This is a genomic window from Arthrobacter sp. NPDC093139, assembly GCF_044754165.1.
Taxonomy (GTDB): domain Bacteria; phylum Actinomycetota; class Actinomycetes; order Actinomycetales; family Micrococcaceae; genus Arthrobacter.
Genome location: NZ_JBIVOO010000006.1, coordinates 264,519 through 279,714 on the forward strand (window position 1 = coordinate 264,519; position 15,196 = coordinate 279,714).

General features: G+C 64.8%; 15 protein-coding genes. 6 read left to right on the forward strand and 9 right to left on the reverse strand.

Translation table 11 applies throughout. The annotated features are described in order from the left end of the window. Positions 1–8: 8 nt before the first annotated feature. Complete coding sequence (locus ACIP90_RS12320; protein ID WP_400579591.1) at positions 9–395, forward strand: DUF3817 domain-containing protein; 387 nt, start codon at positions 9–11, stop codon at positions 393–395. Positions 396–427: 32 nt separating this feature from the next. Here ACIP90_RS12320 and ACIP90_RS12325 read toward each other — a convergent pair whose 3' ends face one another. Further along, entirely contained in the window at positions 428–865 is a 438-nt protein-coding gene (locus tag ACIP90_RS12325; protein WP_400579592.1) for an RDD family protein, read from the reverse strand. 290 nt (positions 866–1,155) lie between these two features. Between ACIP90_RS12325 and glnA the strand changes: the two genes are divergently transcribed. Continuing rightward, positions 1,156–2,580, forward strand: a complete 1,425-nt coding sequence (gene glnA, locus ACIP90_RS12330) for a type I glutamate--ammonia ligase (RefSeq protein ID WP_400579593.1) — start codon at positions 1,156–1,158, stop codon at positions 2,578–2,580. 454 nt (positions 2,581–3,034) lie between these two features. Here glnA and ACIP90_RS12335 read toward each other — a convergent pair whose 3' ends face one another. Genes ACIP90_RS12335 through ACIP90_RS12350 form a run of 4 tightly spaced genes read right to left on the reverse strand, consistent with a single transcriptional unit; the run spans position 3,035 to position 8,444 of the window. Next, entirely contained in the window at positions 3,035–3,556 is a 522-nt protein-coding gene (locus tag ACIP90_RS12335) for a GNAT family N-acetyltransferase (RefSeq protein WP_400579594.1), read from the reverse strand. Positions 3,557–3,593: 37 nt separating this feature from the next. Beyond that, complete coding sequence (locus tag ACIP90_RS12340) at positions 3,594–4,022, reverse strand: VOC family protein (protein WP_400579595.1); 429 nt, start codon at positions 4,020–4,022, stop codon at positions 3,594–3,596. A gap of 60 nt (positions 4,023–4,082) precedes the next feature. Continuing rightward, complete coding sequence (locus tag ACIP90_RS12345; RefSeq protein ID WP_400579596.1) at positions 4,083–7,094, reverse strand: bifunctional [glutamine synthetase] adenylyltransferase/[glutamine synthetase]-adenylyl-L-tyrosine phosphorylase; 3,012 nt, start codon at positions 7,092–7,094, stop codon at positions 4,083–4,085. 9 nt (positions 7,095–7,103) lie between these two features. Next, complete coding sequence (locus ACIP90_RS12350; RefSeq protein ID WP_400579597.1) at positions 7,104–8,444, reverse strand: glutamine synthetase family protein; 1,341 nt, start codon at positions 8,442–8,444, stop codon at positions 7,104–7,106. A 286-nt stretch (positions 8,445–8,730) separates the two neighbouring features. On the opposite strand from ACIP90_RS12350, the gene panB reads away from it, so the two are divergent. After that, positions 8,731–9,639 (forward strand): 3-methyl-2-oxobutanoate hydroxymethyltransferase, encoded by a 909-nt coding sequence (gene panB, locus ACIP90_RS12355; RefSeq protein ID WP_400579598.1) that lies wholly within the window; start codon positions 8,731–8,733, stop codon positions 9,637–9,639. A gap of 19 nt (positions 9,640–9,658) precedes the next feature. Here panB and ACIP90_RS12360 read toward each other — a convergent pair whose 3' ends face one another. Continuing rightward, complete coding sequence (locus tag ACIP90_RS12360; RefSeq protein ID WP_400579599.1) at positions 9,659–9,823, reverse strand: SPOR domain-containing protein; 165 nt, start codon at positions 9,821–9,823, stop codon at positions 9,659–9,661. A 126-nt stretch (positions 9,824–9,949) separates the two neighbouring features. Between ACIP90_RS12360 and map the strand changes: the two genes are divergently transcribed. Next, positions 9,950–10,828 (forward strand): type I methionyl aminopeptidase, encoded by an 879-nt coding sequence (map, locus tag ACIP90_RS12365; protein WP_400579600.1) that lies wholly within the window; start codon positions 9,950–9,952, stop codon positions 10,826–10,828. 85 nt (positions 10,829–10,913) lie between these two features. Beyond that, a complete protein-coding gene (gene ppgK, locus ACIP90_RS12370; protein WP_400579601.1) occupies positions 10,914–11,717 on the forward strand; it encodes a polyphosphate--glucose phosphotransferase in 804 nt (267 codons plus the stop codon). Positions 11,718–11,842: 125 nt separating this feature from the next. Here ppgK and nrdR read toward each other — a convergent pair whose 3' ends face one another. The 3 genes from nrdR to ACIP90_RS12385 form a co-directional block, all read right to left on the reverse strand. Further along, on the reverse strand, positions 11,843–12,340 hold the full coding sequence (nrdR, locus tag ACIP90_RS12375; protein ID WP_400579602.1) for a transcriptional regulator NrdR: 498 nt from the start codon (positions 12,338–12,340) through the stop codon (positions 11,843–11,845). 87 nt (positions 12,341–12,427) lie between these two features. Beyond that, complete coding sequence (gene hisD, locus ACIP90_RS12380) at positions 12,428–13,807, reverse strand: histidinol dehydrogenase (RefSeq protein WP_400579603.1); 1,380 nt, start codon at positions 13,805–13,807, stop codon at positions 12,428–12,430. Between the two features lie 42 nt (positions 13,808–13,849). Continuing rightward, positions 13,850–14,428, reverse strand: a complete 579-nt coding sequence (locus tag ACIP90_RS12385) for a hypothetical protein (RefSeq protein ID WP_400579604.1) — start codon at positions 14,426–14,428, stop codon at positions 13,850–13,852. Positions 14,429–14,607: 179 nt separating this feature from the next. On the opposite strand from ACIP90_RS12385, the gene ACIP90_RS12390 reads away from it, so the two are divergent. Next, a complete protein-coding gene (locus ACIP90_RS12390; protein ID WP_400579617.1) occupies positions 14,608–15,066 on the forward strand; it encodes a flavin reductase family protein in 459 nt (152 codons plus the stop codon). Positions 15,067–15,196 lie beyond the last annotated feature (130 nt).

The window sequence follows — 15,196 nt, forward strand, 5'->3', positions numbered from 1 at the left end:
GAGAACCTGTGAAATTACCGTCAAAAAACGCCGTCATAAGCATCTTCCGGATGCTCGCCCTCGCCGAGGCGCTGAGCTGGGCAGCACTGCTGACTGGCATGTACTTCAAATGGATCGCCAAGACCACCGAGCTCGGAGTGGAAATCGCCGGGCCCGTTCACGGGGCGCTGTTCATCGCCTACGGCATCACGGCCCTTGCCCTGTGGCGCCTGCAGCGCTGGCCGTTCCTGGTGGCGCTGTTCGCGGGCTTCTCGGCCGTCCTGCCGTTCGCCACGGTGCTGTTTGAACGCTGGGCGGGAAACCGCGGCCACCTGAGCGCAGACGGCGCGACGGCGGGAGGAGAGGCAGAGCGGACCGTCGGGGAGCCGGCGCAGGAAGAAACCGCTGACGTCTGACCTCATCCGCTCTGGCTCTACCCGCTCTGGCTCTACCTGCGGATCAGGACAGTCTTCATGGCCTTGTCGTGAAGACCCCGCTGGTCCGGATCAAAGATCACGGCAGGAATAACCAGGCACAAAAGAAGGGTGCGGACCAAGGCCGCCACAGGCCCGGCAGGCGTACCGCCAAGCCTGACAACATGGATCCCCATGGCGCGGTGGCCAATGCTGTAGCCAAGGGTGCCAATCAGCAGGGCTTGTTCGGCAGCGAACACGGCCAGCGTGGCCCAGGAGTTGCCCGCGAACAGGAAGTTGCTGATCAGCAGGGCCAGGGTCCAGTCGATGATGATCGCCACGATTCTCCGCCCGGCGCGGGCGATGGATCCGGGGCCCGATTCGGGAAGCCCCAGGCGCTCCCCCGGGTACTTCGAAATACCGGACGTGTCCGGTCCGCCCAGCCAGGAGCCAATGTCTCTGCGATCTACCACCGTCCAAGTTTACCGGCTGCCCGGCACGTGCGGACCGATCAGAGTGTGGATGCGGATAGACCACACTGTGGACACCGTATAGCGTTTACATATCAGGGGGTTCTGTAACCTGCCGGAAACAATGCCGACACCGGCGGGAAATCCCTTGTCCCTAGGGTGGTAACAGTTGCCAGCGAGCTGAAGGCGTGGGTACTTTTTTGTGTTTTCGCCCCGTCAGTCTGCGCTGGACCACGATTGCGCTGGACCATATTGGCTTCCAGCCAGTTAATACATATGCGTAAGGAGCATAGATGTTCAAGACTGCGGACGAAGTCCTCAAGTTCATCAAAGACGAAGACATTAAGTTCGTCGATATCCGCTTCACCGACCTGCCTGGCGTGCAGCAGCACTTCAATGTGCCGGCCAAGAGCGTAGATGCCGACTTCTTCGTCAATGGCCAGCTCTTCGACGGATCTTCCATCCGCGGCTTCCAGGGCATTGCAGAGTCGGACATGCAGCTCATCCCGGATGTCACCACTGCCTTCCTGGACACGTTCCGCATGGAGAAGACCCTTGCGCTGAACTTCTCCATCGTGAACCCCCGCACCGGCGACCCTTACCACCGCGACCCCCGTGGCGTAGCCGAGAAGGCCGAGGCCTACCTGGCCTCCACCGGCATCGCCGACACCGCTTTCTTCGCTCCCGAAGCCGAGTTCTTCGTCTTCGACAACGTCCAGTACCAGTCCTCCCCGCAGGGCAGCTTCTACAAGATCGATTCTGAAGAAGCCCACTGGAACTCCGGCCGCGAGGAAGAAGGCGGCAACCTGGGCTACAAGACCCCTGTCAAGGGCGGTTACTTCCCGGTCGCACCCACCGACAAGCAGGCTGACCTGCGTGACGCCATGTGTGTCGCCCTGGATGAAGCCGGCCTTGACGTCGAGCGCAGCCACCACGAGGTCGGCTCCGCGGGCCAGGCTGAGATCAACTACAAGTTCACCACGCTGACCCACGCCGCCGATGACCTGCAGAAGTTCAAGTACGTCATCAAGAACACGGCTGATGCCTGGGGCAAGTCAGTTACGTTCATGCCGAAGCCGGTTTTCGGTGACAACGGCTCTGGCATGCACTGCCACCAGTCGCTGTGGAACGGCGGCGAGCCACTGTTCTACGACGAAAAGGGCTACGCCGGCCTGTCCGACACCGCACGCTGGTACATCGGCGGCCTGCTGAAGCACGCCTCCGCCGTGCTGGCCTTCACCAACCCGACGGTTAACTCCTACCGCCGCCTGGTCAAGGGCTTCGAGGCTCCGGTCAACATGGTCTACTCGCAGGGCAACCGCTCCGCCGGTATCCGCATCCCGATCACGGGTTCCAACCCGAAGGCCAAGCGCATCGAGTTCCGCGCTCCGGACCCCTCCTCCAACCCGTACCTGGCGTTCTCCGCGCAGCTGATGGCCGGCATCGACGGCATCCGCAACCGCATTGAGCCGCCGGCTCCGATCGACAAGGACCTCTACGAGCTCCCGGCCGAGGAAGCCAAGGACATCCCGAAGGCACCGGGCACCCTCGAGGAAGCCCTGGAGGCCCTCCGCGAGGACAACGAGTTCCTGCAGGCCGGTGGCGTGTTCACCCAGGACCTGATCGACACCTGGATCGAGTACAAGTACGAGAACGAGATCCGCCCGCTGTCCCTGCGCCCGAACCCGTACGAGTTCGAGCTCTACTACGGCGTCTAGTTGATCATGCGGCTGGACGGGCTGTAGTCCGCAGCTAGCCCGCAAGAATCAAGCCACAGAAAAGGCCGGTCCCAGGTTTCACCACCTGAGGCCGGCCTTTTTGTTGTCCCGGATCCGACTGTGCCCGCTCGCCACCCATGCCAGCTGCTGCGCCTGCGCGGCCGATCGGCCGCTAATCGATGTGCCGAAGGAATGCGGTGACCCGCTCATGCTCCCCCAAGACGTGGGCGGGCCACCTACCGCCGCTGTAGCTCCCCCATGGGCCGTTTACCGCGGCGGTATACGAACGATAGGTGCGGTAAGTGAACAGCAGGCAAACCCGTCGGCGGGCTAGTCAAGTTGAGTGACTAACCTACCGATGGGTAGCGTTAGGAACGGCAACCTCCGCATGTCCCCCATGTGCGGAGGTTGCTTTCTTAAGTCGGACCTGTCGGGATCGTCCAGCAGTGCTGCCTTACGGCCGGAACGCCGCGTACATGGTGCGCTGCGGACCGGTATCACCGCCCAGGTACTGGCCGCGGTCCTCAAAGCCGGCCTTGCGGTAGGCGGCCACTCCGGATCCGTTTCGTTCGTTAACGGAAAGTACGACGCCTGCCTGCCCGCCGCCGCGTCTCGCCGTGAGTTTCGCAGCGGCCTCCACAGCTGCCGCCGCGGCGGCCGGACCCAGTCCCTTTCCCTGCCAACGCAGGTCAATGAGAAACCCCCGGAGCAGCCACACGGAGTCGTCGTCCGGCCAGCCCGCCAGCCCGGCCGCGCCGGACTGCAGCGTCAGCACGCCCACGGCCTGGCCCCCTTCTTCGATGACATAGGGCATCCTCGACGGTTCTTCAAGGCCGGCCAGCATCATCCGAAGCGGATCGCCGACGAAGTCGTCCTGGCCGGGTCCGCGCTCCATCCGGGCCACCTCACCCAGATGGATGGACCGCGCGTCCTCATCGAGGTCCTTAAGGGAGATCAGCCATACGTGGGGATCCATGTCCGCTCAGTCTGACGTTCTTAGGAATCCGAGCGGCTCAGGGTCCGGCCGTGGCCGCCGATTCTGCCTGCGGGCCCGCCGGGTCCATCCACATGACCTCCCAGAGGTGCCCGTCGAGGTCCTGGAAGCTCTGGCTGTACATGAATCCATAGTCCTGGGCCGGCTGGGACTCCTTGCCGCCGGCCGCGACGGCCTTGTTGTACATCTCGTCCACCACCTCACGGCTGTCGGCGGAGAAGGCCAGGATCACTTCGCTGCCGCCTGTGGCGTCCACGATGTCCTTGGATGTGAAGGTCTTGAAGAAGCCCTCCACCAGGAACATGACGTAGGCATCGTCATTGACGATCATGCAGGTCGCGTTCTCATCGGTGTAGTCCGGGTTGAACTTGAAGCCCAGCGCCGTGAAGAATTCCACGGTTCTGTCGAGGTCTTTGACAGGGAGATTTACGAAGATTTGGGTAGCCATGGGCCCAACCTAACACTCGCCCCAAGACGTGTCAGCCCTCCCGGGCAGGACAAACGCGGCCTAGTGACCGTAGAAAACCTTCTCGAAGACGGCCCGCGCGCGCCGGCTGACCCGCAGGTAGTTTTCCTCGAAGGCCGTGGCCATCCCTTCCTCATAACCGCACCAGCGTGCAACCGCCTCCAGGTCCCGCCTGGAGGAGGGCAGCACGTCAGACGCACGTCCCGTCCAGATCACATTGGCGGAGCGGATACGGCTGGCGAGGCGCCACGCCTCGGCCAGTAACTCGGCGTCTGCCGCCTCCAGGAGACCCAGGCCTGCAGCGGCTTGCAAAGGCTCAAGCGTTGATGTTGTCCGCAGTTCCGGGTGGCGCCCCGCATGCTGCAGCTGAAGCAGCTGCACCAGCCATTCGACGTCGCTGAGCCCGCCCCGGCCGAGCTTGAGGTGCCGGGCCGGATCGGCACCGCGAGGCAGCCGCTCAGCTTCCACCCTGGCCTTGATACGCCTGATCTCCCGTACGTCCGTCTCGGACAGCGACTCCGGGTACCGGATTGGATTGATGAGCCTGAGGAAGTCATCCGCGAGGCGGTCATCGCCCGCAATGGGCCTGGCGCGCAGCAGGGCCTGCGCTTCCCAGACCAGCGACCAGCGCCGGTAATACTCGGCGTACGATTCAAGGGATCTCACCATGGCGCCGTTCTTGCCTTCGGGGCGCAGGTCAGCATCCACTGTGAGCACGCGCTCGGCCATGATGGCGGGCTTCAGGGGCTGGGTGAGGAGGCTGGAGATGTGGTTCACGATCTTCGCCGCCTGCTGCTGGGCCTCATCGTCGGCATAGCCTGGCAGAGCGCGGTGGACGTAGAGGACGTCGGCATCGGAACCGTAGCCGATCTCCCGTCCGCCCTGCCGGCCCATGGCCACGACGAGTACCGAGGTTTTCAGCGGGCCCGCCGCGGATACGATATTCTCCGCAACGCGCAGGGCTCCGAGGATGGCCGCCCTGTCCGTTTCTGCCAGGGCCACACCCACCTGGTCCTGTGCGAGCAGGCCGGCACTGTCAGCGATGGCAACGCGCAGGATTTCCCGCCGCCGGATCAGCCGGATCAGCCGCATGGCGTTTTCCGGCTCAGCATGGCGGGACATCTTGGACGCGATCTCATGCCACTGGGCCTCAAAACTGAGGGGCGTGAGCTCCTTATCGGATCCCAGCCAGGCCACGGACTCCGGTGATACTTCCAGCAGGTCGGCGATCAGCCGCGAGTTGGACAACATGTGGCAGAGCCGCTCTGCCGCCGCTGCGGAGTCCCGCAGCATACCGAGATACCAGTGGGTGGTTCCCAGAGCCTCGCTGATGCGGCGGAAAGCCAGCAGCCCGGCGTCGGGATCCACACCCTCGGCGAGCCAGCCCAAGAGAATCGGCAGGAGCTGCCGCTGCAGGGCGGCTCGCCGGCTCACACCGGCCGTCAGAGCCTCAATGTGGCGCAGCGCCCCCTGCGGATCGCGGTAGCCGAGCGCGGCGAGCCGGCCTTGGGCAGCCTCCGGTGTCAGCCTGGCATCCTCGCTGCTCAGCTTCGCGGCGGTGTTCAGCAGCGGGCGGTAGAAGATCCGGTCGTGCAGCTCCCGAACCGAGCGTTTGGTCTTCTGCCAGGTCGCCATGAGGGCGTCGGGATGCGGCCGGTCCGTGGAGAACGGGCCCAGCACGGCCTTGGCCAGGGCACGCTGCAGCGATTCCTTGACCGGCATCAGGTGTGTCCGCCGGAGCTGGAACAGCTGGATGCGGTGTTCGAGCAGCCGCAGGTACCGGTAGGCATGGTCGAACGCGGCGGCATCAGCGCGGCCGATGTAGCCGCCGGCCGACAACGCTGCAATCGCTGACGTCGTGTCGCGGTGCCGGAGCGACTCGTCGGACTTTCCGTGCACCAGCTGCAGAAGCTGGACCGTGAACTCCACGTCCCTCAGTCCGCCCCTGCCAAGCTTGATCTGGCGCTGTTCCTCGGCGGCCGGAATATGCTCCGTCACACGGCGGCGCATGGCCTGAACTGACTCGACAAACCCGTCCCGGCCCGCGGAAGACCACACCAGGGGCCACACCGCGTCCTCGTACCGGCCGCCCAGGTCGGCGTCTCCGGCTATGGTCCGGGCCTTCAGGAGGGCCTGGAATTCCCAGCTCTCGGCCCACCGGGCGTAGTAGCTGCGGTGTGAATCAAGGGTGCGGACCAGCGGCCCGGATTTGCCCTCCGGGCGAAGGTTGGCGTCCACCTCCCACAGACCGGGCTCGCGGGCGGGAGAGGAAATGGCGCGCGAAATGCCCGATGCCAGCGCCGTGCCGATGCTGCTTGCCCGCGCGTCCTCCAGCTGCCCGTTCTCCACCACGTAGATGACATCGACGTCGGAGATATAGTTCAGTTCGCGGGCACCGCACTTGCCCATGCCGATCACGGCAAGTCCGACGTCGGCAACCTCCTCAGGACTGAACTGCTCCCCTGCCTCCGCCCGGGAGACGGCCAAAGCGGCTTCGATGGCGGCGCCGGCAAGGTCGGCCAGTTCCGCGCCGACAGCCGGCATGAAATCCAGCGGGTCCGCCGCGCAAAGATCCTTCACGGCCAGGTCCACCACGCCGCGCCTGTAGGCGGTGCGCAGCGCCTCGTAAGCTTCGGTGCCTGTTATCCCCGCCACCGGACGCGCGGCTGTCGGATCGGCGTGCACCGATTTCAGGAGGTGCAGGCGCAGCTCGGCCGCGTCCGTGGGCAGGGGTTCCGGGCTTGCGGTCACGTCGAAGGCGTCGAGGTGCTCCGGGTGGCGGATGAGGAACTCGCCGAGCGCTTCACTGGCGCCCAGCACCCGGTACAGCGGCTCGCTCCTGTCCGTGTCCGCCGCCGCCAGCTTCCTCAGGTCCGGGTGTTTCTCGATAAGCCGAACCAGGGACTGCAGCGCTGCGTCCGGGCTCGCGGCGAGCTGGAGGCCTGCGAACAGCACGTCCTGTTCGATGCCGTCGAGCTCGGGGGCGGCAAGGAACCTTTCGCCCTTCTCCAGGTCGCTGAAGCCGGCGGCAATGAGACGGCGGGCCAGACTCACGGCCGTGGCCTAGAGAATGGCAAGGTTGCGCTGCAGCTCATAGGCCGTCACCTGCAGGCGGTAGTCCTGCCATTCGGCCCGCTTATTGCGCAGGAAGTGTTCAAACACCTGCTCGCCCAGGATCTGCGGCATGAGTTCTGAGTCCTCCATGGTGCGGATGGCGTCATGCAGGCTCGCAGGCAGCGGGTCGTGGCCCATAGCCCGGCGCTCCGCTGAACTCAGCGACCAGATGTCGTCCTCGGCAGCGGCGGGCAGCTGGTAGCCCTCCTCGATGCCCTTGAGCCCGGCGCCCAGAAGCACCGCGTACGCGAGGTACGGGTTGGCAGCCGAGTCGATGCCTCGGTATTCGATCCGGGCAGACTGTCCCTTGCCGGGCTTGTAGAGGGGGACCCGGACGAGCGCCGAGCGGTTGTTGTGCCCCCAGCTCAGGTAACTGGGTGCCTCTCCCCCGCCCCAAAGGCGCTTGTAGGAGTTCACAAACTGGTTGGTCACGGCCGTCAATTCCGGGGCGTGCTTCAGGATGCCGGCAATGAACTGGCGCGCCGTCTCGGAGAGCTGGTACTCGGATCCGGCTTCGTAGAAAGCATTGGTGTCGCCCTCAAACAGGGAAAAGTGCGTGTGCATGCCGGAGCCGGGATGTGCCGTGAACGGCTTGGGCATGAACGTGGCATAGGTTCCCTGCTGCAGCGCCACCTCCTTGATGACGGTGCGGAACGTCATGATGTTGTCCGCCGTCTGGAGCGCGTCCGCATACCGGAGGTCGATTTCGTTCTGCCCGGGGCCGGCCTCGTGGTGGCTGAACTCCACGGAGATGCCGACGGACTCTAGCATGGTGACCGCCGTCCGGCGGAAGTCCTGGGCCACGCCGCCCGGCACATGGTCGAAGTAGCCGCCTTCATCCACGGGGATTGGCGAGCCGTCCGGACCGGGCTCCTGGGACTTCAGGAGGTAGAACTCGATCTCGGGGTGGGTGTAGCACGTGAAGCCCATGTCGGCAGCCTTCGCCAGGGTGCGCTTGAGGACATTCCGGGGATCGGCGGCCGAGGGCTCGCCGTCCGGCGTCAGGATGTCGCAGAACATCCTGGAGGTCTGCTCCGTTTCGCCGCGCCAGGGCAGGATCTGGAAGGTGGCGGGGTCCGGCTGGGCGAGCATGTCGGACTCGAACACGCGGGCCAGGCCTTCGATCGAAGAACCGTCGAAGCCCAGGCCTTCTTCGAAGGCGCCTTCCACTTCAGCCGGTGCCAGTGCCACCGATTTGAGTGAGCCCACGACGTCGGTGAACCAGAGACGCACGAACCGTACGTCACGTTCTTCGATCGTGCGCAGGACAAACTCTTGCTGGCGGTCCATGAAGCCTCTTCTCCGGGTCAACGTTCATGCCTCCGCCCCTGGTATTCGCGGGGCCGGCGGCAGCTCACGACTCACTTTACTAAGCATTGCAACCTGATGCTGGCGCAGGTGCGGCGCGAAACACAGCGTTAACATGTGCCGCAGCCGCAAGCGGGCCGAATTCGACCCCAAGGGCACCGGATTTGATGCCAGGGGCAGCACCCAGCCGCTTCCTGTGAGCGGAATCACCCGGCCCTGCAGGGCCCGCGGTAGCTAGGACTGCGGGTCTCGGTTTACGCTCTAGCCTATGGCCTCCACCAGCAGCAGCCCTGACTCAAGCGCGTCCGCAGAAGTACCCGCCCCTTACGGCACCGGTCCTGCGGCGGGGGGACCGCCGTCGTCGGAAGCCCCCCGCAAACCGGCAGCCAAGGTTCGCACGCACCACCTGCATCAGGCAAAAGCCAATGGTGAGCGCTTCGCCATGTTGACGGCGTACGACCAGTACACAGCGGAGATTTTCGACCAGGCCGGCATTGAGGTGCTGCTCGTGGGCGACTCTGCTTCGAACAACGTCTTCGGCAATGAATCCAGCCTCCCGGTCACGGTCGATGAACTGCTGCCCCTGTGCCGGGCCGTGACCCGTACCGCAAAGCGGGCCCTGGTCGTGGCAGACCTGCCGTTCGGCAGTTATGAGGTGTCCCCGCAGCAGGCAGTCGCCACCGGCGTCCGGTTCCTGAAGGAAGGGCTCGCCCACGCCGTCAAAATCGAAGGCGGCGCGTTCTACGCGGAAACCGTGCGGGCCATGGTCCAGGCGGGCATACCGGTGATGGCGCACATCGGCTTCACGCCACAGAGCGAGCACTCGCTGGGCGGTTACCGTGTTCAGGGCCGCGGGGACGATGCCCAGCGGCTCATCGATGACGCCGTGGCGTTGGCGGACGCCGGCGCGTTCAGCGTACTCATGGAAATGGTGCCAGCCGAAACGGCGGCGGCGGTCGATGCGGCGGTTACGGTGCCGACGATCGGCATAGGGGCAGGAAACGTGACTACCGGCCAGGTTCTTGTCTGGCAGGACATGGCCGGGCTGCGCGGAGGAAAAATGGCCAAGTTCGTCAAGCAGTATGCCGACCTGCGCTCCACCCTCAGCGATGCGGCCAAGGCATACGGCGAGGAGGTCCGGTCAGGACACTTCCCCGGACCGGAACACTCGTTCTAGCCGGACGCCGCGGAATGGATCAGTCCTCGTCGTCCCTTTCCCAGGCCTCGTTGCGGGCGTGGACCTTCTCCATCGCGTGCTCGGCCTCTTCCCTTGTCTTGTAGGGGCCGATGAGCTGGGTCCAGTCCGACAACGCGTCCTCTTCCACCTCATGGGTCTTCACGTTGTACCAGTACTCGGGCATCCTGTTCCTCGTTTCCGGTTGACGGCAAGGCCGGCCTGGGCGTGATGCACGTAACGTAAACGGCATCGTGGCCTGTCGGCCGCATTAATTTACATGCCAATCTGCCCTGCCTTATATGATCAATCTATGCCTTCCTTAGCCTCGACCGCACCCACCGGCACGCTGACCCCGGGATCAGTGAGCGCGCCGCGGCAGGTCCCCGCGTCCATCCCGCGGCCCGAGTATGTCGGCAAGGCCGGTCCGGCCAAGTTCACAGGCTCCGAGGTGAAGTCGGCCGAAACCATAGAGAAGATCCGGACCGCCGGAAAGATCGCGGCGCAGGCCATCGTCGAGGTGGGAAAGCATATCGTCCCCGGGGTCACCACCGACGAACTTGACCGCATCGGCCACGAATTCCTGCTGGACCACAAGGCGTACCCCTCCACCCTGGGCTACCGCGGCTTCCCCAAGTCGCTGTGCTCCTCGCTGAATGAAGTGATCTGCCACGGGATTCCTGACAGCACCGTGGTCCAGGACGGCGACATCCTCAACATCGACATCACGGCCTACATCGGCGGAGTGCACGGCGATACGAACTACACGTTCCTCGTCGGAGACGTGGACGAAGAGTCGCGCCTGCTGGTGGAGCGGACCCAGGAAGCCCTGAACCGCGCCATCAAGGCGGTCGCACCGGGACGCCAGATCAACGTGATCGGCCGCGCCATCGAATCCTATGCAAAGCGCTTCGGCTACGGCGTTGTCCGCGATTTCACCGGCCACGGAGTTGGCGAGGCCTTCCACACCGGCCTCATCATCCCCCATTACGACGCCGCCCCTGCCTACAACACAGTCATCGAGGCGGGCATGGTCTTCACCATCGAGCCCATGCTGACCCTGGGGACCATCGAATGGGACATGTGGGCCGACGACTGGACCGTGGTGACGCGGGACCGCAAGCGCACCGCACAGTTCGAACATACGCTTCTCGTCACCGAATCAGGTGCCGAGATCCTCACCCGTCCCTGACACGGGCCCTTTACCTGCCCTGACTCCCCCGGCAAGAGACCCTTGCCCTGCCCGAGCCCATAACCCTGCCACGAACGGAATTGCATTGGCCAAGAAGGACGAAAAAACCCGCAAGAACGCACCGCTGATCGGCATCGACATCGGCGGCACCGGCATCAAGGGCGGCATCGTCGACCTGAAGAAGGGCAAACTGATCGGCGATCGTTTCCGCTTGCCGACGCCCCAGCCGGCAACGCCTGCGGCTGTCGTGGAGGTGGTGGCCAAGGTCGTGGAGGAATTGGCTGCGCGTCCGGACGCCCCTGAGGCGGACAGCCCGATCGGTGTGACGTTCCCCGGCATCATCCAGCACGGCGTGGTCCACTCCGCAGCCAATGTGGACAAGAGCTGGATCAACACGGACATCGATGCGCTGCTGACCGCGCGACTGGGACGCCCGGTGGAGGTCATCAATGACGCCGACGCGGCCGGCCTGGCCGAGGCCCGGTACGGCGCCGGCGAGGGAATCAACGGCACCGTCCTCGTGATCACGCTCGGCACCGGCATCGGCTCGGCTTTCATCTTCAACGGCAACCTCGTTCCCAACGCCGAACTCGGCCACCTGGAGATTGACGGCTACGACGCCGAGAGCAAGGCCTCTGCCGTTGCCCGGGAGCGGGACGGACTCAGCTGGGAGGAGTACAGCGTGCTGCTGCAGCGCTACTTCTCACACGTCGAGTTCCTGTTCTCCCCCGAACTCTTCATCGTCGGCGGCGGCATCTCCAAGCGTGCCAGCGAGTACCTGCCGCACCTGCGGCTGCGCACCCCCATCGTCCCCGCCGAGCTGAAAAACGAAGCCGGCATCGTGGGAGCGGCATTGGAGATTGCGGTGAAGCACGAGCTCGCGAAGTAGTCAGTACTTCGGTGGCACACCGCAGGCACTAAACGCAGAAGGCGGCAGACACGAAGTCTGCCGCCTTCTGTAGTTAATGGAGCCGGTGGCGGCTGTGGCTTCCCCTCCGCTGCCGCCACCGGAGCTTAGAGCTGGCTCTTCTCAGAGCTCTTGCCTTCAAGCCGCTTGGCTTCGACCTCGCCTTCGTGGCGCAGCAGGGCGATGGCGGATTCGAAGTCTTCCAGCGATTCAAAGGCCTGGTACACACTGGCGAAACGAAGGTAGGCAACCTTGTCCAGTTTCTGCAGCGGCCCCAGGATTATGAGGCCAACCTCGTGGGCGTCGATTTCGGCCGCACCGGAGGCCCTGATGTTCTCCTCGACTTCCTGCGCCAGCATAGCCAGGTCATCCTCGCTGACGGGCCTGCCCTGGCAGGCCTTGCGGACACCGTTGATGACCTTGCTGCGGCTGAAAGGCTCGCCCACGCCGGAACGCTTGATCACCGAAAGACTGGTGGTTTCGACCGTTGTGAACCGGCGGCCGCATTCCGGGCATTGCCGGCGGCGCCGGATCGCTGAACCGTCGTCAGCTATGCGGCTGTCCACCACACGCGAGTCAGGGTTGCGGCAAAACGGACAGTACACGTTCGTTCCTTCCCCTGGCCTCGTTCCAAAACCAGTTTACGACTAGATGTAGAGGAATAACAATCCTGTAATTACTACATGTAGTGGCTAGCGTTCTGTCTTGAAGCGGGCAGTCACAGCATCGCCGTGGGCAGGGAGGTCCTCTGCCCCGGCGAGGCTGACAATGTGCCCGCTGACCTGTTCCAGCGCCGATTCCGTGTAGTTGATGATCTGGATCGCCCGCAGGAAAGTTGTCACATTCAAACCCGATGAGAATGCGGCCGTTCCGCTGGTGGGCAGCACGTGGTTTGATCCCGCGCAGTAATCGCCAAGGCTCACGGGGCTGTAGTCCCCCACAAAGATGGCCCCGGCATTCCTGATCCGTGCCGCCACCGCGGCAGCGTCCGCGGTCATGATTTCGAGGTGTTCGGCCGCGTAGGCGTCGCAGGCGGCAATGCCCTGCTCAAGGTCGTCCACCAGCACGACTCCGGACTGCGGCCCGGAGAGTGCCTCACGTACCCGCCCGCTGTGCTTGGTCGCCGAGGCCTGGAGCCCGAGCTCCTCGCGAACGTCGGCAGCGAGCTCCTCCGAATCTGTGATCAGCACCGAGGCTGCCTTCGGATCGTGCTCCGCTTGGCTGATCAGGTCCGCCGCGACGAAGGCCGGGCGGGCTGTCTCGTCCGCCAATATGGCGATCTCGGTGGTACCCGCCTCGGAATCGATCCCCACGACCCCTTTGACGAGGCGCTTGGCCGTGGCCACGAAAATGTTCCCCGGCCCGGTGACAACGTCCACCGGCTCCAGCGCCTCTTCTCCCCCTGTGCCGGGCACTCCATAGGCAAACGCGGCGATGGCCTGCGCGCCGCCGATCGCGTACACCTCGTCGATGCCAAGAAGTGCCGCAGCCGCCAGGATGGTGGGGTGCGGAAGCCCGGCGAAGTCCTTCTGCGGCGGTGAAGCCAAGGCGATGGACTGCACGCCGGCTGCCAGCGCAGGAACAACGTTCATGATGACCGACGACGGGTAGACGGCGAGACCGCCGGGAACATAAAGCCCCACCCGCGCTACCGGCACCCACTTCTGGCTCACGACGGCGCCGTCACCGAGGGCGATGTCGACATCGCCCGGACGCTGGCCGTCGGCAAAACGCCGGGCCCGGCTGATCGATTCCTCCAGGGCCGAGCGTACTGCCGGGTCCAGGCCGCTCAGGGCAGACTGCAGTGCCTCGGCGGGAACCCGCGGATGAGCCTGCTCCACCCCGTCAAAGCGGCTGGCAAATTCAGTAAGCGCCGCATAACCCCGTTGCCGGACAGCGGAAATGATGTCCGTGACTTTCTGCTCCGCGTCGGCCACCATCTCATGCCGGGCCCGCGGTACGGCGCTGCGGAGCTCGGCCAAGGTCAGGCGGCGGCCCCGCAGGTCTACAGTGCGGAAGTCGACGGCGGCGGCGGAATTCGGGCGTACGGAGCTGTCCGGAGATGTGGTCACCGGTCCATTTTACGCGTCCGCGGACCTCACCAGCGGACGCGCTCACACACGATGGCCGGTGTCCGCGCGCCTGTCCCTGGGCCGGTGCAGTAATTCGAGCAGGCTGATGGCGAAGTAACCGCCCGCAGCAGCTGCCGGCCACAGGAGCAGCACGGGGTAGGACCGCAGCGAAAAAGCGACGCTCACACTGGCGGACGTGTCCTGGGGTCCGCCAATCCAGAGGCCGGCCAGGAGCCCGGTCTGCCACGCGAGGCCGGCCGCCGCGCCGCTTGCCGCCACGGTAAGCGCCAGCATGCGGTCCGATCCGCCGTCCTTCCGGCCCGCCAGCAGCACCGCCACGAGACAGCCCGCGACCAGGAAAAGCCCCGCCAGGACAAGATCCCGCGGAAGCCAGACCTCAGTGTTCGTCCCCGATGCCAGGGCGGCGTCGCCCGTCACGAGATTCAGGCCGCCGGGTGCGAGCAGCCACCACAGCACCCCGGCCGGTACGCCCGACGCGACAACCCCGGCCACCCAAGGCCAGCTGCGGGGGCTCCGCTCCCGGCGCCGGGAACTGCGTGCCGGGGAGGCGTCCACCCCGTCATGGCGGCGGAAAGAGGCTGCGGCTGCTGGTGGGGTCATGAAGAAACGCTAACAAACGTTCCCCGGCTTTACGGCACATGGCCCTGTTGCCCCCAGGACTCACACAGCACGGCGGAAGCCCAATACTCTTGTAGTAGGACCCATCAAGCACCAGCCCAGCAGGGAGTTCGATCACAGTGGCCTCAGATGACGCGGCCTTCGAAGGTACGTTCAGGGAGATGTTCCGCCGCCATGCGGCCGGAGTTGCCATCATCACGGTGAACTACAACGGGGTCCCCTACGGCTTTACCGCAACGTCTGTGGCGTCGCTGTCAGCCAGGCCACCCCGCTTTACGTTCAACATGGCGCGCAGCTCAAGTTCCTGGCCGGCGGTGGCCAACACGAAATACATCGGCGTGCACATGCTGGGGCTGGAGAACCAGGAACTCGCTGACCGGTTTGCCCGCACCAAGGAGCGCTTTGCCGGTGACCACTGGGCTCTCGGCCCCCATGAGGTCCCGATTCTCAAGGACGTTGCCGGCTGGCTGATCGGGCAGATCCAGATGCGGCTGTCCTTCGAAAACAACGCAGTGGTGGTGGTCGAAGTGGTGGAAGGCCAGGTGGGTGACGACGGCACACCCCTGCTCTACCACTCCGGCGCATACGGCCAGCCCGTACCACTCGACTACGAAATCTAGACCAAGGGAAATCCAGACGCCCAGGGAAGCCTAGATGTACTAACCCGGTTGGTTGATGACGCGGCTGACGGGTGAGGCGCCTTTGAGTGCGGTGTGGGGCCTGCGCTGATTGTAGTGCTCGATGAAGTGC

Excerpts from the sequence above, each read along its gene's own strand:
- glnA (WP_400579593.1), top strand. The coding sequence starts at position 1,156 with ATGTTCAAGACTGCGGACGAAGTCCTCAAGTTCATCAAAGACGAAGAC.
- ACIP90_RS12335 (WP_400579594.1), bottom strand. The coding sequence starts at position 3,556 with ATGGATCCCCACGTATGGCTGATCTCCCTTAAGGACCTCGATGAGGAC.
- ACIP90_RS12340 (WP_400579595.1), bottom strand. The coding sequence starts at position 4,022 with ATGGCTACCCAAATCTTCGTAAATCTCCCTGTCAAAGACCTCGACAGA.
- ACIP90_RS12350 (WP_400579597.1), bottom strand. The coding sequence starts at position 8,444 with ATGGACCGCCAGCAAGAGTTTGTCCTGCGCACGATCGAAGAACGTGAC.
- panB (WP_400579598.1), top strand. The coding sequence starts at position 8,731 with ATGGCCTCCACCAGCAGCAGCCCTGACTCAAGCGCGTCCGCAGAAGTA.
- ACIP90_RS12360 (WP_400579599.1), bottom strand. The coding sequence starts at position 9,823 with ATGCCCGAGTACTGGTACAACGTGAAGACCCATGAGGTGGAAGAGGAC.
- map (WP_400579600.1), top strand. The coding sequence starts at position 9,950 with ATGCCTTCCTTAGCCTCGACCGCACCCACCGGCACGCTGACCCCGGGA.
- ACIP90_RS12385 (WP_400579604.1), bottom strand. The coding sequence starts at position 14,428 with ATGACCCCACCAGCAGCCGCAGCCTCTTTCCGCCGCCATGACGGGGTG.
- ACIP90_RS12390 (WP_400579617.1), top strand. The coding sequence starts at position 14,608 with ATGTTCCGCCGCCATGCGGCCGGAGTTGCCATCATCACGGTGAACTAC.